The organism is Mesotoga sp. H07.pep.5.3 (genome assembly GCF_002752615.1).
Classification (GTDB): Bacteria; Thermotogota; Thermotogae; order Petrotogales; family Kosmotogaceae; genus Mesotoga; species Mesotoga prima.
Genome location: NZ_AYTV01000026.1, coordinates 79,425 through 100,798, shown reverse-complemented (window position 1 = coordinate 100,798; position 21,374 = coordinate 79,425). Strand labels below are relative to the sequence as shown.

Annotated in this window: 21 protein-coding genes; 9 read left to right on the top strand and 12 right to left on the bottom strand. The window is 44.8% G+C overall.

Going from position 1 to position 21,374, the window contains the following annotated elements:
* Positions 1-335: 335 nt before the first annotated feature.
* A complete protein-coding gene (locus V513_RS13395) occupies positions 336-2,066 on the bottom strand; it encodes an ABC transporter ATP-binding protein (RefSeq protein WP_014731334.1) in 1,731 nt (576 codons plus the stop codon).
* A 199-nt stretch (positions 2,067-2,265) separates the two neighbouring features.
* Between V513_RS13395 and V513_RS13390 the strand changes: the two genes are divergently transcribed.
* From V513_RS13390 to V513_RS13380, 3 genes are all read left to right on the top strand, one after another.
* Positions 2,266-2,820 carry a flavodoxin domain-containing protein gene (locus V513_RS13390; RefSeq protein ID WP_257212150.1) on the top strand — a complete coding sequence of 185 codons (555 nt, stop codon included), beginning with the start codon at positions 2,266-2,268 and terminating at the stop codon, positions 2,818-2,820.
* 228 nt (positions 2,821-3,048) lie between these two features.
* On the top strand, positions 3,049-3,786 hold the full coding sequence (locus tag V513_RS13385; RefSeq protein ID WP_257212149.1) for a GNAT family N-acetyltransferase: 738 nt from the start codon (positions 3,049-3,051) through the stop codon (positions 3,784-3,786).
* Positions 3,787-4,440 (top strand): Crp/Fnr family transcriptional regulator, encoded by a 654-nt coding sequence (locus V513_RS13380; protein ID WP_099773124.1) that lies wholly within the window; start codon positions 3,787-3,789, stop codon positions 4,438-4,440.
* On the opposite strand, the gene V513_RS13375 is transcribed toward V513_RS13380, so the two are convergent.
* The 3 genes from V513_RS13375 to V513_RS13365 are packed head-to-tail and all read right to left on the bottom strand — an operon-like array spanning position 4,437 to position 7,233.
* Positions 4,437-5,093, bottom strand: coding sequence for an HAD family hydrolase (locus tag V513_RS13375; protein WP_099773123.1), 657 nt, complete (start codon positions 5,091-5,093; stop codon positions 4,437-4,439). The two genes, V513_RS13380 and V513_RS13375, sit on opposite strands and share 4 nt — an antisense overlap.
* Entirely contained in the window at positions 5,090-6,157 is a 1,068-nt protein-coding gene (locus V513_RS13370) for an ArsR/SmtB family transcription factor (protein WP_099773122.1), read from the bottom strand. The genes V513_RS13375 and V513_RS13370 overlap by 4 nt, the downstream gene beginning before the upstream one ends.
* Positions 6,157-7,233: an ArsR/SmtB family transcription factor gene (locus V513_RS13365; RefSeq protein ID WP_257212148.1), complete on the bottom strand. Its 1,077-nt coding sequence runs from the start codon at positions 7,231-7,233 to the stop codon at positions 6,157-6,159. The genes V513_RS13370 and V513_RS13365 overlap by 1 nt, the downstream gene beginning before the upstream one ends.
* 1,046 nt (positions 7,234-8,279) lie before the next feature.
* On the opposite strand from V513_RS13365, the gene queD reads away from it, so the two are divergent.
* Together queD and V513_RS13355 are read left to right on the top strand one after the other, a co-directional pair.
* Positions 8,280-8,648, top strand: a complete 369-nt coding sequence (queD, locus tag V513_RS13360; protein ID WP_014731329.1) for a 6-carboxytetrahydropterin synthase QueD — start codon at positions 8,280-8,282, stop codon at positions 8,646-8,648.
* On the top strand, positions 8,642-9,427 hold the full coding sequence (locus V513_RS13355; protein ID WP_014731328.1) for an energy-coupling factor transporter transmembrane component T family protein: 786 nt from the start codon (positions 8,642-8,644) through the stop codon (positions 9,425-9,427). Before queD ends, V513_RS13355 begins: the two co-directional genes overlap by 7 nt.
* Here the strand turns inward: V513_RS13355 and V513_RS13350 are convergent.
* From V513_RS13350 to V513_RS13315, 8 genes are read right to left on the bottom strand one after another with little or no spacing between them, the layout of a single operon-like run.
* Positions 9,417-10,694 carry a HEAT repeat domain-containing protein gene (locus tag V513_RS13350; RefSeq protein ID WP_099773120.1) on the bottom strand — a complete coding sequence of 426 codons (1,278 nt, stop codon included), beginning with the start codon at positions 10,692-10,694 and terminating at the stop codon, positions 9,417-9,419. The genes V513_RS13355 and V513_RS13350 overlap by 11 nt on opposite strands.
* A 1-nt stretch (position 10,695) precedes the next feature.
* Complete coding sequence (locus V513_RS13345) at positions 10,696-11,112, bottom strand: PulJ/GspJ family protein (RefSeq protein WP_099773119.1); 417 nt, start codon at positions 11,110-11,112, stop codon at positions 10,696-10,698.
* The gene (gene gltX, locus V513_RS13340) at positions 11,087-12,508 is read right to left on the bottom strand and encodes a glutamate--tRNA ligase (RefSeq protein WP_014731325.1); all 1,422 of its coding nucleotides are present in this window, start codon (positions 12,506-12,508) and stop codon (positions 11,087-11,089) included. Before gltX ends, V513_RS13345 begins: the two co-directional genes overlap by 26 nt.
* Positions 12,495-13,025, bottom strand: a complete 531-nt coding sequence (locus V513_RS13335; protein WP_014731324.1) for a TIGR00725 family protein — start codon at positions 13,023-13,025, stop codon at positions 12,495-12,497. The genes gltX and V513_RS13335 overlap by 14 nt, the downstream gene beginning before the upstream one ends.
* Entirely contained in the window at positions 13,022-13,744 is a 723-nt protein-coding gene (gene lptB / locus V513_RS13330) for an LPS export ABC transporter ATP-binding protein (protein WP_006488303.1), read from the bottom strand. Before lptB ends, V513_RS13335 begins: the two co-directional genes overlap by 4 nt.
* A complete protein-coding gene (locus V513_RS13325; RefSeq protein WP_006488305.1) occupies positions 13,741-14,238 on the bottom strand; it encodes an OmpH family outer membrane protein in 498 nt (165 codons plus the stop codon). Before V513_RS13325 ends, lptB begins: the two co-directional genes overlap by 4 nt.
* Positions 14,239-14,249: 11 nt before the next feature.
* A complete protein-coding gene (gene dtd / locus V513_RS13320) occupies positions 14,250-14,696 on the bottom strand; it encodes a D-aminoacyl-tRNA deacylase (RefSeq protein ID WP_099773118.1) in 447 nt (148 codons plus the stop codon).
* Positions 14,693-16,870: a RelA/SpoT family protein gene (locus V513_RS13315; protein WP_006488309.1), complete on the bottom strand. Its 2,178-nt coding sequence runs from the start codon at positions 16,868-16,870 to the stop codon at positions 14,693-14,695. The genes dtd and V513_RS13315 overlap by 4 nt, the downstream gene beginning before the upstream one ends.
* Before the next feature lie 181 nt (positions 16,871-17,051).
* Between V513_RS13315 and V513_RS13310 the strand changes: the two genes are divergently transcribed.
* The 4 genes from V513_RS13310 (at position 17,052) to V513_RS13295 (ending at position 21,369) form a co-directional block, all read left to right on the top strand.
* Positions 17,052-17,969: an alpha/beta hydrolase family protein gene (locus V513_RS13310; protein ID WP_099773117.1), complete on the top strand. Its 918-nt coding sequence runs from the start codon at positions 17,052-17,054 to the stop codon at positions 17,967-17,969.
* A gap of 16 nt (positions 17,970-17,985) precedes the next feature.
* Positions 17,986-18,516: a type 1 glutamine amidotransferase domain-containing protein gene (locus V513_RS13305; RefSeq protein ID WP_099773116.1), complete on the top strand. Its 531-nt coding sequence runs from the start codon at positions 17,986-17,988 to the stop codon at positions 18,514-18,516.
* A gap of 233 nt (positions 18,517-18,749) precedes the next feature.
* Positions 18,750-18,944: an SHOCT domain-containing protein gene (locus V513_RS13300; RefSeq protein WP_099773115.1), complete on the top strand. Its 195-nt coding sequence runs from the start codon at positions 18,750-18,752 to the stop codon at positions 18,942-18,944.
* Between the two features lies 1 nt (position 18,945).
* The gene (locus V513_RS13295; RefSeq protein WP_099773114.1) at positions 18,946-21,369 is read left to right on the top strand and encodes a heavy metal translocating P-type ATPase; all 2,424 of its coding nucleotides are present in this window, start codon (positions 18,946-18,948) and stop codon (positions 21,367-21,369) included.
* The last annotated feature ends 5 nt before the right edge of the window (positions 21,370-21,374 follow it).

Genomic DNA, 21,374 nt, shown 5'->3' with positions numbered 1-21,374 from the left:
CCAAGACCAGCCTAAGTATAACAAATAATCCTCAAGTGGATAACCCTACAGCTAAAGACTTATTCGTGTTTGAAAATGGAATACACCTCTTGGAGCCGGATCGCGAAACCTTTGATCTCAAGTGGTGGCAAACAAACGGGAGAATGAATTTTCATAATTCACTTCACGAATTGAAATTTTGCGCTCGGAAGGCGCAGGCTGACATAGAACTGAGAGACTTTCAAGAGAGTCTTCCATCTGCTAATTCAGAGTATTCCAAAGCCATTGATGAACATGCCTTTTTTTTTGACCCCTCTCAACCCTCCCGATATTTACGGGAGTATCTACTGGAGAGATCACATATCCGGTATATACCCCTTGAACTGAGCCCTATAAAGCCCCGCGTAATGTCCGCCCTTCTCGAGGAGTTCGTCATGAGAGCCCCTTTCTATGATTCCATTGTTCGTTATCACAACTATCTCATCGGCGTTCTTAATTGTGGAAAGTCTGTGGGCAATTACAAGTGTTGTGCGTCCTTTCGAAAGGGCTTCTAGAGACTCCTGGATCTTCAGCTCAGTCTCATTATCCAGCGCAGAAGTGGCTTCATCTAAAATGAGAAGGGGAGGATTCTTTAGAAAGACCCTCGCGATTGATATTCTCTGCTTCTGACCTCCGGAAAGCATTACTCCTCTTTCACCGACATAAGAATCGTATCCGTTCTCGAGACTCATGATGAAATCATGAATATTCGCTCTCTTTGCAGCCTCAATTATCTCTTCGTCTGTAGCGTCGCCCTTACCGTAAGCAATATTATCCCTAATTGTTCCTGCGAAGAGAAAGACATCCTGTTGAACAATACCGATGTGGGTTCTTAAGGAGTGAATGGTAACGTCACGAATATCCACTCCGTCAACGGTGATCCGTCCACTTTTAACGTCATAGAATCTAGGAATAAGATGGCAAAGAGTTGTTTTTCCACCACCAGAGGGGCCGACTAGAGCCACCATCTTACCGGCAGGAATATGGAGATTTATATCGGTGAGTACGTTTTCACCTCCGTCGTAGGCGAAAGAAACCTTCTCAACTCTTATATCTCCCCTGACACCATTTAGTTCAACTGCATCCGGCGAATCTGTGATGCTTGACTTCGTTTCCATTATTTCAACGAACCTTTCAAAACCTGACATTCCGTCTTCATATTGCTGAGCAAACTGCATAAGCCTTCTTATCGGCTGGAGAAATAGATCAACGTAAAGAAAGTAAGCTACAAAGGCTCCGACGGTTATCTCGCCTGAGTAAGTAAGATATCCCCCGAAAGCCAGAACGGTAACTTTCAACATGTTCATCATCAGGTCGACACCGGTCGTCATCTCGGCCATCGACTTGAAGGCGAACTGCCTGGATTCCTTGAATTCCTGGTTGCCAAGATCGAATTTACTTTTTTCGAATTCTTCATTGGTGAATGACTGAGCGACTCTAATACCAGAAATACTGTTCTCAAGCTGTGCATTGACGTTCGCTATCTTCTTTCTCACCAATCTAAATGCCTTTGCCATCTTCTGTCTCTTTCTCACTCCATACCAGACCATAAAAGGTATATAGGCAAAGACAACGAGAGTGAGTCTCCAGTCGTTCTGCATTAAGATTATGAAGGCTCCGATCAACGTTACAGTAGAAATGAAGACATCTTCGGGGCCGTGATGTGCAAGCTCCGTGATTTCTCGAAGATCGTTCACTATTCTCGACATGATCTTCCCGGTTCTCACCTTGTCGAAATAACTAAAAGATAGCGTCTGCAGGTGGGAGAAAATATCCTTTCTCATGTTGTACTCCATCCTTACCCCGACAACGTGACCCCAGTAACTGACAACGTAATTGAAGACGGCTCTCAAGACAAAGAGAAACGCCATTATTGCGGCGATAATCACAATACCTCTCATGTTACCCGAAGGGATATAATCATCCAGGGCCAATGTAGTGAATCTAGGAAAAACCAGATCGATTCCAGCAATCATGAAAGCACATGCCATATCCAGTAAAAATAGCCCTAGATGTGGCCGATAATAGGCCATGAATTTTCGAATCATAGCAAGCCTCCCGCATAGTTAGGTAAGAGTCTCAATTTTACATTAGAATACTCTGGATAACAAGTTCATGCATTTAAATCCAAATAGAGAAATTGACTCCTTGTCCTGTCGAACGAGCTTTATGATCTTTACGCAGTAATCCCAAAATACTGTTAAAATAGCTGTGGAGTCTTCAGTTCAGGAGAAGGAAAAGAAGAGCTTGTCGAAAACAGTAGTCCTTTACAAAACTAGATATGGAAGTTCGAAGAAATATGCAGAATGGATTGCAGAAGAGCTCCACGGCGATCTCTTTGATATTGAAGATGTCGATCTTGAAAGACTTAAGGATTACGACTGCATCGTATTCGGCGGATCACTCTATGCCACTGGCATCAGTGGATTGTCTACAATAAAAGAGAATTTCAAATCTTTCGAGAATAAGAAGGTAATTATCTTCTCCGTGGGAGCTTCTCCAGCGAGATCAGAGGTTATCGAAGACATAAAGGCAAAGAACTTCTCGCCTGAAATTGTCGAGAAGATTGAGTTCTTCCATTTGAGGGGCGGATTTGACTTCAAGAGATTGAGACTCGTAGATAAGATTTTGATGATTCTATTGAAGAGTAAACTCAAAGGAAAGAAGAGACGCGGAGAAGAGCTTTCCGACGATGAAAGAGGGATGCTGGCGGCTTACAGTACGGCAGTAGATTTCACAAGCAGGAAAGCTATTGAACCGATACTGGAAAGCATCAGTAAGTTTACTCACGGGAATGCTTAAGACAGATTCTGGATCGAAGCGTTGCTTGCAATGAGAAGTATTTTGAAAGAGTCACACCTCTCAAGCACTTCCCCGATTGAATTTGCTCTCGCTCTTTCGTACGGTTCTGCGTAGGAGGATTTTGCTTTTTCATATGCGCCACTAAAATCAGGATGTTCGTTTTTGTACAGCAAGAGAGTTTGCTTTCTGCCCCGGAATCGGTGGGTAAGAATTATGATCGGAGGTAATATGTCCAGAATTCGTAGGCTTGAAGAGATCTCCTTAAACTCCTGGCCAGCCGGTTACACAAAGTTCCTTGATGGCTGGGTATTGAGATACGCAGGCGGATATACAAACAGGTCAAACTCCGTCTATCCTATCTACGATGGGTTCGAACCTCTAGAGCAAAAGATCAAAGAGGCTAGCAGGTTCTATAAGTCAAAGGGGTTAAGGACGATGTTCAAGCTCACCGCGGACTCAAAGCCTGCAGGACTGAACAGTGTCCTCAAAGAGATGGGGTTTGAAGAAAGGGATAGAGCACTGGTAATGACGAGAGCGATAGGCAGTGAACCCCACGATCTTTCAGACGCCGATGTCGCTTCAAGGCCCGAGGAGGAATGGCTCGAACTCTTCTTCTCTCTGAATAGCAGGGCAAGAGAAAATCAAGCCTGGGCAAGAAAACTACTTTCTATGCTTCTTCCTGGCAGCCCCTTCATCATCCTTAGAAAGAGAGAAATCGCAGTTGGTTGCGGGTTTGCAGTAATAGAAAGCAATCACGTGGGACTCTTCGGAATAGCGGTGCGAGAATCGGAACGGCGAAAAGGATACGGGAGAGAGATAACCGAAAAACTCTTGGAGCTTGGTAGGCAACGGGGAGCAGAGACAGCCTATCTGCAGGTTGACAAACCCAACGAGAGCGCGATAAGTCTCTATTCTAAGATCGGCTTTCGAGAAGAATATCAGTACTGGTACAGGGTTGGCGAATAGATGTTAGACACAGTAGATCTCTTCAACGATTTGAGCAGTGATGAAAAAAGCGAAGTTCTTTCGGCTTCGCGAACTGTCAGGTTCCAGCCCGATCAGGTGATCTACACTCCAGATGATCTTTGCGATTCACTTTGTATAGTTCTCAAGGGCAGGTTAAGAATTGCAAAGGTATTGCCCTCTGGTCGTGAACAGACTATCAATTACATTGAAAAGAACCAGATTTTTGGAGAAGCGCTTGCGTTCGCTGGAAGAAAGTGCGCCTCACATGTCTTCGCGGAAGAGGATTCGGAAGTACTAAGCATTCCGAAGAAAGCTATCCTATATGCTTTCAAAAACAAGCGTTTTCTGTTCTCTTACCTAAAGAGCATTTCCGAAAAGACACTGAATCTCTCATATATCATTGAATTGCTTTCATTATCAACCGTCAAGAAGAAACTGGCAAGCTACCTTCTGGAACTATCTCTTGAGAAGGGAAGCAATTCATTTGAACTTCCTCATACCAAGAAGACACTCGCAAACCTTTTTGGATCAACAAGAGAAGCCGTTTCTCGAAACTTTTCTGAACTGCGGAAGGATGGAATCATCTTCATGCCAGATAGAAATTCCGTGGAAATAAAAAGCTCAAAACAACTCGAGAAAATTCTCTTCGATTAAATTAAACTATCGAACCTCTTTTCCAAATACTCTCTAACCCCGTTCAGATTATCGAACACATGTTTTGAAAGCGACAAATCAAGGTCTATGTTCTCCTCGTGCCTTACCCCAAGAACCTCCATTCCGGCCATGAAACCGCTTCTAATGCCGTTTGGCGAGTCTTCAATAACAATGCAATCCTCCGGGGCAATTCCCAAAAGCCGCGAAGCTCTTTGATAGATCATCGGCGATGGCTTAGATTCCCTAACTTCATCTCCCCCGACGATTACCGAGAAGTATTCGAGCACGTTTATTTTCTTCATCAACTCTTCAACAGCGGACTTCTCCGTCGACGATGCAATCGCCAGTTCTACCTTTCCATAAAGAAAATCAAGAAGCTCAATCAATCCGATATTTGGAACCACGGTCTCTCTGGCAAGTTCGAGATACCTTTTCATGTACCTTCTGCCAAATTCCTCAGGCTCCATATCCAGACCGGCAGTCTGAACAATTACTCTCTGAGTTTGAGACATTTTAAGACCCATCTGCTTCTCGAAGAGCTCATCACTTATCTTTCCACCAAGCTCCGAAACCAGCTCGGTACAGGCCCTTCTATAGAGCTTTTCGGAATCGATTATCACGCCATCCATATCGAATATTACTGCTCTAATCATTTCATATCCCTCAAATTCAAAAGATTTCTGATATCGGCTGCTGCCCTCCGTACAGTCTCTTTTCTCACACAGATTATGCTGCTGAATGGATCAACGTCGATCAACGATGACTTGAACAGAAGTCCCATATGATAGGAAATGGTAGACTTGGCGAGGCCTGTGAATTCAACGAGGTCCTTCTGTAAAGCCGGTTCCTTGCTGAGTCTCTTCAGGATCTTGAATCTGGTCTCGTCGGAAAGCACCTTAAGAAGACTCCGTAGCCTGACTTCCTGCGGGATTCTGCCCGAGAAATCTTCGGTAACCTCTTCAAGACCCATTATCAGAAGATGAAAGGTCGGATATGTCATTAGGCCAGAGTTTGTATGAGGTACCGAGTTTTGAAGAGTTATGTATACAGGTCTCGTCTCATCGAGTACGATATCGTAATAGTCGAGATAGTTCGAGAAGGCGTCTTTGATCTTCTGTGACGAACTACTCTCTATGTATCCTTTTACGAGCCGAGTGTTGAGGCCTCTTAAACCGCTTCCTTCATAATAGTTTAAGATTTTCATCGTCTTGGAGGAAAGGAAATCCATCGCCGTCTTCGGAAAGAAGAGTAGCTGGTGCACAAACCAGACAGTATCCGGGCTTACACCGCCTATTGCCTCTATGGCCTTTGAGACCTTCTGCGGTTCCTCGCTTATCATACGATTCAGCTCATCATGGGAAATCTTGAGCCTTCTATCTGCAAATACCTGGATGAAACGGTCTCTTATCAACTCGATTCCCTCTTCCGTTACATTAAGGCTTTCCTCGATCGTCACCTGCATACCGTCTTGAAGCTTCTGCCTTATTGGGAAGAGGATGGGAGCCATAACACCCAGTTCGTTCATAAAGGTTATATACATCCTCGTTGACCACTCTTCATCCTTAAGAAGTGTTTCCCTGAATTCCAAGAGCTGAGAAGAGGGCTCATAATCAACCCCGAGCGTCTTGAGTACCTTCTCAACAGGACCAGTGTTCAGCGAAAACTGAATGGCCATTGTCAGATCGTATATTTCGAAATAGCCGGTGATTATTTCCATTAGTTCTCACCTTCATCGTATAGCGTCTCAAGTCCTTTCAGAATTTTTTCGAGACGCTCTTTATTCAAAGAGAAGTACACCCTTCTGTGATCTTTTCGGCTCTTAACCAGGGCAAGTTCGGACAGAGTCGAAAGGTGGTAGGATACTGTCGCTTTGGATAGCCCTACGAGCTTTGCAAGCTCATCCACGTATTTTGGTTCCTCGGATATCGACTTCAAAATCTGCATCTTGGTTTGATCGGCTAGATTTCTGAGAAACAGTCTGAGAGTATTGTCCGTAACCGATGGATTCATAATCTCTTCAATCTGCTTGAAGTGCTCGCTGAATACTATCAGCTGGGTATTGCAGGAGCTTGCAAACTTAAGCCCTGAATACTTCAGTGTATTCTGAAACAAGAGATGAAGCGGCAAGTCTTCTCTTGCCTTAATGCCATAAAAATCAAGAAATCCCTCGGCAATTTGATTATACTGATCATTTTCGAAGAGCTTTAGTTTTTCGGCTATCTGATCGCGATTCTTTTTTCTCAGACCGGATTCTTCGTAGTACTTCTTCATTTCGTTAAGAGCAAAGAGCAGGATCTCTTTCGACTGCCTGGGAAAGTTTATCAGCTGAGTAATGAACCATGTCGTGTTTTCAGAGAGATCTTCGGCCTTGTTTACAGCTTCGGGCACAATGCTTAGATCCCCTTCAAGTATCTTATCTACTTCCTCTTGAGAGAAATTGAGATTGTTCGAAAGAATGCTGTTTACTACACATCTAGATTTCTCTTCGAAGTTATTCGCAAGGCTTTCGATTGAGTCCTCGAGGAGAATCTCCCCCCCCGGCCTTTCGGGAAAGTCGCAAAAGAAGATGACGCTGTCCTTGATTTCCGAAAATACGTCAGCGACAACTTTTATCGACCAGTTCTCATTCTCTCTGATCTTAAGAAGAAATGCCCCTAGCTCTTGACCCGGTTCGAAATCGAATCCAAGATCATGTGAAACTGCGTCGAAATAACTCTTCCTGTCAGCAAGACCACATGCCACCAAAATCTCTACGAGTTCAACGTATCCCGGGATTATATTCAAGGAATACACCTCTCAAGTTCGACTTGTATTGAATTATAGCATGGATAAGGTTCGAGAAACCTTGAACCAGGGAAATTCATCAACAACGCAACTCTATAACGTACTTAAAATGCGGAACATGTACAAGTATTCTTCGGTGTCGAATCAAATCCATTTGAAAGTGCAAGATCGTAAATCTGCTTAATCGATATATTGTTAGAAGTTTATTGTGCGTTAACAATAATAGTTTGACAACTATCTAACGTAGTGATATGATGAAAATGTAAGAGATGAATCGAACAGACGAAAAGGAGGAGTCGATATGAAGAAGGGATCTTTGAAAATCGGAAAAGATGTCCAGAAGGAAATCGATAAAGCCAGATCGGCTTCTATAAGATACGGAAACTTTTTTGCACTCTGAAGAAATAAACCAGTAGAATCGCGACATACAAGCAACCCCCCTTTTCCCCCACGGAAAGAAAGATGACTTCGGGTCTCTCGGTAGAGACCCTTTTTTGTTTCTTTCATTCAAAAAGAGAGAACCTTAAGGCTCTCTCTTTTTCTTGGGGTTTCTCTAGTCCTACTGAAAAGTAAGGAAGGGTCTGGACTTCAAGATTTCTACTCGTGCCTTTTCTATCTGTTCCGTAACTTCTCTCATCGATTTTGTAGTGCAATTTGACATTATCAATTCCTCCACCGGTTCGATATATATCTTACACTGAGATCATAACATATGGTTAGATATATGTCAAACCTAGTTCTAGAATTCTATTGCAGTCTAACTTTATTCTTGTTCTGCGTTTTGTCTCTAATCCCAGGCTGAGATGGTCTCCACATTTTTTCTGGTTAGAAGAGCAGGTTTCCTCTTTCAGGGTCCGATAAGAAAGCAGGGATACTATACTAGATCGTGGAGCATCTGACGGGCCGGACTGGAGTAGCTGGAATACCCATTTGGGATGAGTTATACTTGTGATCACTGAATGATTTCGACAGGAAATTCGAAGTATCGTCACACAGAAAACGATATTTGGTTCTCAAGGGTAGATGTTTTGCGAGGAAGGAGGGTGAACAGAGAAATGTTCTTCATAACGAAGGAGTTCACTTTTGACGCAGCACATAACCTCACCATGTATCACGGTAAGTGCGAGAAGCTGCACGGTCACACTTATAAACTTCAAGTTACCGTTGCCGGGGAGAAGCAAGAGGAAGACATGGTAATCGACTTTCTGAAAATGAAAGAAATTGTCAGAGACGAAGTCCTGAGTGTGCTGGATCACTCTTATATAAATGATGTGCTATCGCAACCAACTGCAGAGAACATAGCAGAGTGGATTTTCAATAAACTCGCAGGCAAGATTCGCGGGAATTCGTTCGAGCTCTATGAAGTAGCCTTATGGGAAACTCCCACCAGCTTTGTTCGTTACAGGGAGAGAGATGGTTGGTAGAGATTCCCTTAGGTCGCTTCTTCCCTGCCGACTCAATCATTCATAAACTGTCTCCCGTTGTCAAGACGATTTCTTTTGTGGCGCTTGCGGTGGGATCTTTGTTCTTGAGCGGCATTGTTGATTCTCTGATCCTTTTTTCCTTTTGGATTTCGCTTCTCTTGCTTTCAAAGGTTCCGCTGGGGGAGTACATCAAAACCCTCTGGACAATCAAGTTTCTTCTACTCTTAATTGTCATCTTCCAGCTCTTCTTTACGCACGGAAAAGTCCTGCTGGATATGAAGATACTGAGGATAACAGAAGAGGGCCTTTTGAACGCCACCTTATTGACTGTTAGGATGGTTTTTGCAGTCTTCTTCAGCATTACATTATCATATACAACAACCCCCATGGAGATCTCCTCCTCCATTGAAGCAATCGTCGGAAAGCTACCGATGAAAACTAAGAGGGTTTCTGAACTCGGAATGGCACTTTCACTAACCCTCACTTTCATTCCTCTTCTCTCGCTTCAGACGAATCGAATAATTATGGCCCAGAAGGCTAGAGGTGTGGAATTCAACGGCGGAAGTTTTTTCAAGAGAGTAAGAAACTCTCTCTCAGTGGTGATACCCGTGATTACGACCTCGCTAAAGAAGGCCCAGGACACCGCGTCCGCTCTGGAAATAATGGGATACGAGCCCGGCCATACATTGCGAAGCCTCGACAAAATGAGCTGGTCGATTAATGACTCGATTATCTTGATTTCGACGGCGGTTTCTATTACAGCGGTTGTTATACTGTAAAGCCAAAGAGATCGGCCAAACGTGAGGGGTTTATTCTTGCCATTGCTCTGGCAGACGATAGTCTTAGGCGGCTCTCACTGGAAGCATCTACCACTATCTCTTCGAGACAAGGAAGCAAACCGTCCAGTTTGAGAAGACCCGTCACGGAAGAAGCAAGAATCCTCGTCTGAAGCTCTTCCTTCCTGTTGGAAAGAATTCTTGAAACGTGATCACCCACATCCAATGTTTTGAGTTTCTTTACTGCTCTGAGTGAAGCCTTCTTCAGTCTCGACGAAGTTGATTTCAATGATTCATCAATGACATCGGAGATAGAATTATCCATTAGGTTGGCCAGAGCTTCAATACATATCGCCCTAACCCTGTCTGAGGGATCATTAAGTCCTTCTCGAAGAATATCAACCGCGGATGGTTCAAGTAGACCTTTGACGTACTGCGCCCCGACGAATCTCATCTCTTCATCATCTGAATCCATGAACCTCTCTGCGGCCTGCAACAACGAAACATCGTATCCCTTGATTTTTCTGTAAGTCTTCAGTGCTGTTATTGCTACGTTTGAATCCTCGGACTCGACTAGCTTTCTCAGCGCCGGAACCGAGACCTCCTCCGGGAATGGTTCTAAAGATTCAACTAGAATCTGCTTTGTCTTTGAAATGCGAAAATCCTTTATAAGACCCAAAAGCTTTTCTGAAGAAGTCGAATCCAGTTTACCGAGCCTTGAATGAATAGCAAGTTTCTGGAATTTTCCCGAAAGCGAAGAGAGCACCTCTTCATCTAGCTGCAGTTCGCCATTGTAGGCAGACAATATCCTTCGAACGTCGGTGCTTGGATCTCCGTTGAACTCCTGTAAGAGTTCGCTCTCTCCGGCTTCCGCAAGAGAGATAACAAAGGTCTTCCTAACCTTTTTTGAAGGATCTGCAGCAATTTTCCTCGCCAACTCCTCGTCCTCATAACCGAACTCGACGAGTTCCTTCGCCGTTGCGCTTCTAACGAGGTCTGACGGGTCATCAAGAGCCTTCAGTATAGAATCTCGATCTTCACCGAATTTCGCCATCGAAGAAACCGCGTTTTTTCTGACATCCGGCGAAGGATCATCAAGAAAAGACTCGATATTCTCGATTTTCATATCGCGTTCCACTGCTGATTTTATTGCCCTTGCCCTTACGTATGCCGATGGAGATTCCAGCATATCCTTCACATTCATTTCGGCTCTTGAGAAAATCTCCTCCTCAATAGCCTGAAGCATCTTTCTGATATCTTTTGGATTCATTTTATCCACCTTCAATTCCAATTAGGATTTCTCCTTCATCAACAAAGAATCTTACGCTTCCTTCTTCTCCATAAAAACCGGCAGAGTCTACAAATTCGGTCACCGTGTTGTAAGAGTTGCCAGATCTTCTAATAATTCTGTCGCCGGAAACGTAATATCTGATTCTCTTGTATCGACCGTCAACAATAGCGTCGAAGCTAATGAAGGAGGTCCCCCACGAAAAGTTTCCGATTGATCGGTTGAGATCTCTTTCAATAACATCGAAGGTTCTGGAAAGCGACATGTAACTCTTTGTCTCTCTCACAATGCTGAATGACATCGCAATCGACATGTTCACTATTTTGAAAACCGATATCAGAAGTATCGCAGAAACCGCAAGCGACACAACCATCTCAATCAGAGAGATTCCCTTCCTCATACTCAATCATCTCGAGAAGGTTTTCCAGTCTCTCGAGGACCCTATCCCTGCCGAGAACGGAGATCGTCTCGAAAAGTCCCGGAGTCACAAGCCTTCCCGTTACCCCTCCTCTCAAGGTCTGAAAAGTATTCTTCTTCGAAGCTATCTTTTCATCGGCAAGCTCTCTTACGGTTTTTTCTACTCCTTCAACAGACCAGTCAAGAGAATCCTCAAATTTCCTTATTGCTGCCGAGATTAAATCCTTGCTCCAGTTGTTCTGAAGATACTTGGAAACATACTCCTCTTGATAATCGAGCTCATCACTGAAAAAGGGAGCAGAGAAATCAAATAGCTGTTCAAGCGTGTTTATCTTCTCCCTGCACATCGTGAGTACCTCTCTCGAGTAGAACTGGTCGGACTCAATGATCGCGTAGTAGTCAAATCTTCCGGTGAACTTCAACCACAATCCAAACTGGATCATGAGCTCCTCGGGATCCAGCAATCTCAAATGCTTTCCGTTTATCCATTCGAGCTTCTCATAATCGAAGACAACGCCTTTGTTAGAGATATCGGAAGGAATGAAATCCTTGACCTTTTCGTGATAATCGAAAATTTCCTCATCGACCGTCCATCCGAGAAGCGCCAGATAATTCATAAGCCCCACGCTAAGATAACCTTCTTCTCTGAAATGGTCCACGCTTGTGTGGCCGTGCCTTTTTGAAAGCGGAGCCCTGTCACTCCCAAGAATCAGTGGTATATGCATGAATGTAGGCGGTTCCCAGTCGAGAGCTCTATAGATCATTATTTGCCTTGGAGTGTTCGTAAGGTGATCCTCGCCTCTGAAGACATGAGTAATATCCATCATATGATCATCGACTACCACAGCAAAATTGTAGGTGGGGAAGCCATTGGACTTTATAATTATGAAATCCGAGAAGTTCTCGTTCTCAAAACTCATCTTCCCTTTTGAGAGATCAGAAAATTCCGTTTTGCCCTCTGGAATCCTGAACTTAATTGTGTAGACTTCGTCACCTGATATATCAGGCATCTCCATTGAGATTCTCAGCACGTCTTCCTGATTCGACTTTTTGTAGACCGCATAATATGCGTGTCCTCTCTCGACGAGCTCTTGAGCATACTTATCATAAAACCCGAGAGCTACTCGCTCGCTCTGTCTATAAGGACCGTACTCCCCACCGATGTCGGGACCTTCCGACCAATTAAGACCGCACCATTTCATGGAAGAGAGAATCTGGTCCTCGAATCTCTTCTCGGAACGCTCGGTATCTGTATCTTCTATTCTCAGCACGAAACTTCCATTTTGATTTTTCGCAAAAAGCCAGTTGAACAGCGCTGTCCTTACACCGCCAACGTGAAGATTGCCTGTCGGACTTGGCGCAAATCTACACCTTACCATTCTCTGCCTCCTCAAGTAACCTCTCAAGATCTTCGATACTATTTGCTCTCATGACTTCTGCAGTTCTCCTCTCGTCTAAATACTTTCCATCTATGAGCACCGACCCTATCCTATCTGTCCAGCCACCGGTACCACCCATGAGAATGACGGGGTGTCCGTAAGAATATGAGGAGATTATCTCAAGCAGAGTTCCTGCTTGACCTCCGATTGAAATCACCACATCTGCAGATTTAGTAAGTATCAACGATCTCAAAGCAAAATCCATCCCAGTGCGAATCCTGATTTCATTGTGGGTGTTGCCCTCATCTCCGGCGGGGAGCACACCAATAACACGTCCCCCTTCTTTCGAAACAGCTCTAGAAACAAGTTCCATTACCCCGTCTCTTCCACCCGTCATAACAACGTGTCCGTGCCTGGCAAGAGTCCTCCCTACTTCTTCGCAAATTCCGTGAAGCTCCTTCACGGGGCTCGCGCTTATTGAACCGGAGTATCCTATTACCGTTACGTGAAGCATCATTCATCACTTCCAAGATACTTTTCTACCACCAGACTATCTCCAAGAACCGCCGCAGGATCGCCTGAAGAAATGACCTCTCCCTTGTACAGTACGTATAACCTGTCGACCACTTTAGCTATGGATGAAACATCATGATCCGTTACGATGACACCGATCCCCCTGCTCTTTAGCTTTCTGATCATCTTCTGAATATCCTTCACTGTCATTGGATCGATGCCGACAAAGGGCTCGTCCAGAAGAATGAACGAGGGTGAAAGAGTCATAGTCCTGGCAAATTCAAGCCTTCTCTTTTCTCCCCCAGATATGAGAGAGGCAGTTTGATCTTTCAGAGAAAGAATACCAAATTCGTCAAGAATTTCACTTGCCTTTTCCAGGCATTTGTCTTCCTGACCCGTTAGCTTCATCACCATTGTAAGGTTTTCGATTACTTTGAGGCCTCTGAAGATCGACGTTTCCTGAGGCAAATAGGCAATCCCTCTCTTGGCTCTTTCGTGAATAGGAAGGTGTGTAATGTTCTCACCATCAAGGAAAATGCTTCCCGAATTAGGAATCACAATTCCCAGGATAGACTTGAAGGCGGTGGTCTTTCCTGCACCATTTGGTCCAAGGAGTCCCACAACCTCAAGAGAGGATGCCTCCAGCGAGACATCCTTTAATACTCTTCTTTTTCCGTAGCGTTTGTCAAGATGTTCGCATTTCAGATAAGAAGGATCACTCAATTCTGAAAACCTTTCATATATTCAATGATCGCGTCGGTAACATCGTACGCGGAAGAACCATAAACGACAACCTCACTGGAGAGCACCATATCTATTCCGACAAACGTAGCATAATCCTTTATTCTCTTGTTGACCTGTTCCATTATTACCTGAAGCTTTGCATTGTAAGTCGTTTCAAGTGTTTGTTCGTACTGGCTCTTCTTCGTAAGGATCTCTTGCTGTTTCTGTAGAAGGGCGTCTTGACTCGCTCCAGAATTTGCCAGATCTTGATATTCTTGGCTAAGAGTATCTAACTGGCCCTGATAAAACTTCGTGTCTTTCTGATAATCGATGTTCAAAGTTACCCAGTCTTTTGTCGCTTCTAGCACCTTCTGCATATTGGCAAATGCAATCTTTGCAGGCTCCGATGGACCAGCACCGCCTTCAGAAACAACTATCGCTCCGACAGCCGATACCATTATCACAATAAGAATGAATCTCAAGGATCTTTTCACAAGAACACCTCCTAAAATACTCTCTTTGAATCCAATAAAATTGTAACGGGCCCACTGTTAACAAGTTCTACGTCCATGTGAGCCTGGAATATTCCTGTCTCGACTCTCACAGTCTTAGACGCCATCTGGAGAAAATCGTTGAAGAGCCCCCTGGCCACTTCAGGTTCGGCAGCATCGGTAAACGAAGGTCGCCGGCCCTTTCTCGCATCACCCATTACTGTAAACTGCGATATGGCAAGAAGCGATCCCGAAACATCTATAAGGGAAAGATTCATTTTGTCATTTTCATCTTCAAAGATACGGAGATTAATCGTCTTGTCTACCAGCCACTCCACATCTCTCTCATCATCTTCTCTGCCAATTCCAACAAGAACAAGAAGCCCCTTATCTATCTTGCCCGTGACCTTTCCGTCCACAACTACACTCGCACTACTTACTCTTTGAACTACAGCTCTCACGAAACTCCTCCGTATCTCTTAACATTTTGAACGCCCTTCATACCCCTGAGGTTCTCCATAACTGAAGTAAGATGGGCTACATCCTTGACAAGGATATTCGCAATCAGTGTATCATATCCCCACCTGCCTGCTTCAACGGAGTACTTCATTACTTTTGCGTTCTTGTTTTCAAGTCTCTCAAGAGACTTGTTTACAATGGTTCTATCAGCACTATCAAACTCCACAACGATCCAGGAACTGAATTTGCCGCCAGTGTCAAGGTTCCAGTGTGCCTCCACAAGCTTGTCTTTGCTTATGCCTTTCAGGTTTCTACAATTGCGAGTGTGAATCGAGATCCCCCTGCTGCTCATTACAGCAACGATATCGTCCCCGGGAAGCGGCGTGCAGCACTTAGCAAAATAAACGGCAATTCCCGTTTCACCCCCTACAACAACCTCATTACCCTTTGCCTGTTTCTGTTTTATCAGTTCCGTCTCTTCGGGAAGAGTCTCAATCTCTTCTTCCTTCGGCGCAAGAAGGCTTAAAACCTCTCCCATAGTTACCGATCCATCACCAAGCTTGCTGAAAAGATCGTTTTCATTGTGCGCACCCAACCTGTTCATCAGGGCCTTTATTTGTTCTCCCTCAATGAGGTCATCCATCGAAACGGCAAGACGTTTGCTTATCTTTCTGAATATCTCTTTGCCCCTCTCTACGAGTTTCGCCGAGTATTCATTCTTGAAAAATCTCTTTATCTTAGCCTTGGTCGAGTTTGCTCTCACATATTTCAGCCAGTCGAGACTCGGACCTTCGCTTGCCTTGTTAACAATTACCTCAACCCTATCACCAAGTTGCAGTTCATAGTTGACCGGAACGAGACGATCGTTCACCTTGGCACCGGCGTAGTGATGGCCAACCTCAGTATGGATGGCATAAGCGAAGTCAATCGGTGTGGCCCCTTTCGGAAGATGAACCACCTCACCCTTTGGAGTGAAGACAAAAACCTCTTCGACCTCTAGCTCGCGAGAAATAGATTCCATATCTTTGAAGCTTTCTATGAAATCTTTCTGCCAGTCAACGAGCTGCGTAAACCATGTTCTATCCTTTACATCTATGCCTTCTTTATAAACCCAGTGAGAGGCAACACCGTATTCAGCTTCCTTGTGCATTCTCTCGCTTCTTATTTGGATCTCCAAAGGCTCCCCTCTGTGGGTGATTAAAGTTGTGTGGAGTGACTTGTATCCGTTCGATTTGGGAGCGGCTATGTAGTCTTTGAATCTACCAGGCATTGGTGGCCAAAGAGAGTGAACCGCTCCCAGTATCTTGTAGCAGTTGACTTCATCTCCGGTTACGATACGGAGAGCAATTAGGTCGAATACTTCATCGAAAGACCTATTCTTCTTAATCATCTTCTGCCATATGCTGTACAGATGCTTTACTCTTCCTTCGATCAAGGCGGAGATCCTGTTCTTTCTCAACTCTCGAAGCACAATTTCTTTGTATTCGTCCATTATGTCCTGACGTTCCTTAAGCTTTCTGTTGACCTTGAATTTTAGTTCCTTGAACTCTTCGGGATACTCATACTTGAAAGAGAGATCCTCGAGTTCGGCCTGTATTTTGTGCATACCTATCCTGTGGGCAATCGGTGCATAGATTTGAAGTGTCTCTCTTGCCTTGTCACGCTTCTTTTCAGGATCTTTTAGAAAGTCCAGCGTTCGCATGTTGTGAAGCCGGTCCGCCAGTTTCACTATGATTATCCTAGGGTCATCTGAAAGTGCCAGAAGCATCTTTCGTAATGTCTCGACTTTCATTCTCGACTTGACTATCTTGGACTCAAGCTTCTCATTTAGCTTCAAGTTGCTTATCTTTGTCACACCGTCAACTATGAGGGCTACCGTATCTCCATATTTTTCTGCGATCTCAGATAGTGGAACATTGCAGTCTTCGACTATGTCATGAAGAATTCCGGCAATGATTGTGTCGTTGTCCGCGGAAAACTGGGCCAGTATTTTGGCGACTTCAATGGGGTGACTTATGAAGGGCTCTCCAGAGTCTCTCATCTGTTCCTGATGATGGAAGCGCGCGAACTCATAGGCGTCGAAGATCCGCTCTTTGTCTCTCCTCTTGAGGCGATATTGAAGAATGCTTTCGAGGTCACCCAGGAGAATCTGGGCATCGATTTCAGTTCTGGCCACTATCTCACCTTCTATTTGTTTATTTTAGCATGAAGCAACTGGTGAATACAGCGAGCCATGCGCAAAGATTTCCAGTCGAGGAAGTTGAGAAGTTCATTCTTCAGCCCTGGTCTAAAGCGTTGACCTAATCGAAACGGTAGAATATTAGAGTAATCATTGTCCTTAACACGGGGGTGAACATGTGAAGAAACAGTCGCTACTTAGTGCGTTGCTAATCATGTTGATGATTTCACTGTCGATAAGCTGTTTCGCTACTTCCATAGACTCAAATCATATCGTCACGGAAAGCGAAGTCCACTTCTTTGTCGAGGGAGAGAGAATAAACGGTATTCTGACACGTCCAGAATCTTCAGAAGGACCCGTGCCAGTTGTTGTGCTACTTCATGGATTCCTGGGACATATGGATGATCTCACTGTGTACGGTTCTGAAGAATCCCTCTACAGGATGACCGCAAGGCTTTTCGCCGAAAAGGGCCTGGCATCGTTGAGGTTTGACTTCAGGGGCTCCGGAACAAGTGATGGCGAATGGAAGGACACTACTTTCACGAAACAGATATCCGATGCGATATCTTCGATTGACTTTCTTTCATCGGCGGAAGATTTAGACAGCCGAAGAGTCGGCGTAGTCGGTCTCAGTCAGGGTGGTCTCGTCGCAGCCTGTCTCGCAGCTCGCGACTCCAGAGTCAAGAGTGTTGCCCTCTGGTCGGCAGTCGCAATACCCGTTCACACGTATTCGGCACTTCTCGGTAAGGATTCCGTTGATAGAGCTATTGAAGCAGATCCACTCGAAGAAATCACCGCAGAGATTTCCTGGGGTGGAACAACTGTTCTCAGAAAGGAATTCTTTGATGAGCTGTTTCTTATAGATCCCGTTGCCGAGATCGTTTCCTACGATGGGCCACTTCTGGTTGTCTCTGGATCGAAGGACGATCTGGTCTTTCCCCAACCGGAAGTCTCAAATCTCTTCACAATGTACCACAAAGGTGTAGACAGACTGCTTCAACAGGACTCCGGTCACATTTTCGACCTTTTCGAAAGACAGGATAAAGTGCTGGAGATCATCGATGCTACTCTGGAGTGGTTTTTGATAACTCTTTAGAAAGGGGTGGATAAATATGAGATTAGAAGGTAAGAAGATAGCGGTTCTTGTTGAAGACGGCTTTGAAGATCTCGAATTCTGGGTACCGGTGATGCGGCTTCGCGAAGAAGGAGCAGAGGTGGTCATTGCTGGCAGGGAGAAGGGCATTCTTTTTCTTGGTAAGAGCGGGCTTGAAGCGTTTTCGGATTCAGACTTCAAATCGATTGACGTCTCAAAAATGGATGGGATTGTGATTCCCGGCGGGTGGGCTCCCGACAGGCTTAGACGATTCGAAGAGGTGAAGAGTCTGGTTAGAGATGCCAACGAAAAAGGAAAGGTTATCGGGATGATCTGCCATGCCGGTCTCGTTGGAATATCGGCAGGAATTGTGAGGGGTTCGAAAGCAGTAGGAAGTGAAGGAATAAAAGATGACCTAATAAATGCTGGTTCGGTTTGGGTAGACGAGCCGGCATTAGTTGATGGCAATCTAGTCTGGGGAAGAGTGGTGAAAGACATCCCTGACTTCTGCAGGAAACTGGTCGAAACTCTCGAAAATGGACTCCGTTGACTCAGTCAAATAATGACAACATGAGAAAGGGTCGGCAACAAGACCTGTGATTTTGTAGTACCTCAGAGTAGAACCGAATGCAAGCACTCTCTTCATTATTGGTTCTACCAGTGATCCTTGCACTAAAACTGCTCAGTGAAATTCTTCAAGTAATGTATTGAAATCCGACAGAATTTATAGTATTATTAGAATAACCCTCCCCCCAGGGGGGGCCCAATGGAAGGGGTGATACGATGATGTTCTTTGGATTCCTAATAGTAATCTTTGCGGTAGTATTCTTTCTGAAGCCTGATATCCTGAAGAGTCGAATGACTATCTCCTCCTCATATGACAAAGAAATGAGAGTTCTCAGAGAAAGACTGGCTAATGGAGAGATCTCAATTGAGCAGTACGAGCAACTGAAAAAGGCGCTGTCTGAGGAAAAATGAGATGAGTTTTGAGAATAATCATGTAAAAGAAGAATATATTGTAGAAGGCATGACCTGCGCGGCATGTGTAAGAGCCGTTGAAAAAGCTGTCTCTAAAATCGAAGGAGTGGAGAGGCCTGTAGTAAATCTCGCTACGGAACGTCTTACATTCGAAGTGTTCCAGGAAGTCGATAAAGGCAGAGTATTTGAGGCAGTAGAGCGGGCAGGATACAGTCTTAAAGAAATTCCGGTTTTTAGGAAGGCTGTAATGGAAATTGATGGAATGACATGCGCTGCTTGCAGTGCAGCAGTAGAAAAAGCAATCGGAAGGCTGCATGGAGTTGAGAATGTCAGTGTCAATCTATCTTCGGACACCGTTTCTTTTAAGTACGATCCCAACATCTTGAAAATTGGAGAGGTGAAGAAAGTAGTTGAAAAAGCCGGATATAGGCCAGGCAACCTCGTCACTGAAGCATTTGAAGAGAGCCGACTGAAAAAAGAGGCTGCAATAGCATCCTACAAGAGGAAATTCATATTTTCTGCGGCCTTCGCTCTGCCGCTGCTGATAATTGCCATGGGCCATATGATGGGCCTTTCGCTTCCGGCAATCATCGATCCCAATCTCAATCCCCTTAACTTCGCCATAGTTCAGCTAATTCTAACGATTCCAATAGTAGTTGCGGGCAGAGATTTCTATTCCAAGGGAATACCAAATCTCTTCAGAGGAAGCCCAAATATGGACACTTTAGTAGGTCTAGGGACGGGAGCGGCATTCTCTTACGGAATCTTTGCGACGGTTCAAATAGCCCTCGGTAGACACAGCTACGTAGGAGATTTGTACTTTGAATCGGCCGGAGTGATTATCGCTCTAATATCTCTCGGCAAGTATCTTGAGAATCTTTCAAGGGGAAGAACTTCCGATGCCATAATGAAACTTATGAATCTCTCTCCCGAAACGGCTCTCGTAAAACGGCAGGACGTCTTCGAAGAAGTAGCGATTGAAGAGATAGAGGTTGGAGACGTTCTTCTTGTCAAACCTGGTATGAGAATCCCGGTGGATGGGGAAGTCTTGAATGGTGCAAGTTCAGTAGACCAGTCAATGATTACTGGGGAATCGATTCCCGTAGATATCTCAGAGAGTTCGAAAGTAATTGGCGGTACTACGAATATAAATGGAGCATTCGAAATGAGGGCAACTGTCGTTGGCAGTGACACATTACTTTCGAGAATAATCAAACTCGTCGAGGACGCACAGTCGTCAAAGGCTCCGATAGCCAGAATGGCCGATGTCGTCAGCGGTTATTTCGTGCCATTCGTTCTAGTGATTGCGGCAGTTACCTTCCTTGTCTGGATAACGCTTGGATATGGTCTCGTCTTTTCAATGTCCATGATGATAGCGGTGCTTGTAATAGCCTGTCCCTGCGCACTCGGACTTGCCACGCCTACCGCGATAATGGTGGGTACCGGTAGGGGAGCCGAAATGGGAATTCTTTTCCGGAACGGCGAAGCCCTAGAAACCACTCACAAAATTGGTGCTGTAGTTTTTGACAAGACTGGTACGATAACGGAAGGAAGGCCAAGGTTAGTAGATGTGCACACATTTGGAAAACACGAAAGAGAAAGGGTTATGCAAATATCGGCCAGTATTGCTTCAAAGAGTTCCCACCCGCTCGATGTGGCTATCTCCGGTGCATATAGTGGTCCTCTCCTGGAGGTTTCTTCATTTGAGGCTTATTCTGGCAAAGGAATTCTGGCGAGAGTCTCTGGGCAGGAAGTCAAGATGGGAAACCATCGTTTTATTTCTCTGACGCCGGAAGAAATGAAGTTTGTCGATGAGTTATCCAGTGAGGGTAAGACACCCGTTGTTGTCTCCATAGAAGGTAGAGCGGCAGCAGTGCTTGGTATCGCTGATGTTGTGAGAGAGGATTCTCTGGATGCGATTAAGTCTCTGAAGAAAATGGGAATAGATACTTACATGATGACCGGTGACAACTCCAGGACTGCAATGGCAATTGCTAACCAAGTTGGGATCGAGAATGTAATATCGGAAGTGATGCCGGAAGACAAAGCCAAAAAGGTTTCCGATCTCAAGAGGGAAGGTAAGACAGTGATGATGGTAGGCGATGGAATAAATGATTCTCCGGCTCTTGCGGAGGCCCATATTGGAATTGCCGTTGGTTCTGGAACGGACATCGCTATTGAGACGGCAGATGTGGTACTTATGAGCGACAACTTAAGCAACATCTTCAAAGCGATAAAGTTATCGAAGGAAACTATAAAGAACATAAAACAGAATCTCTTCTGGGCATTCTTCTACAACGTAATCGGCATACCTTTGGCAGCCGGTCTCTTCTACGGAGTTGCCGGAATAAGGCTTAATCCAATGGTAGCCGGAGCGGCGATGGCTTTTTCTAGCGTAAGTGTAGTAACCAACGCATTAAGCTGAAAATT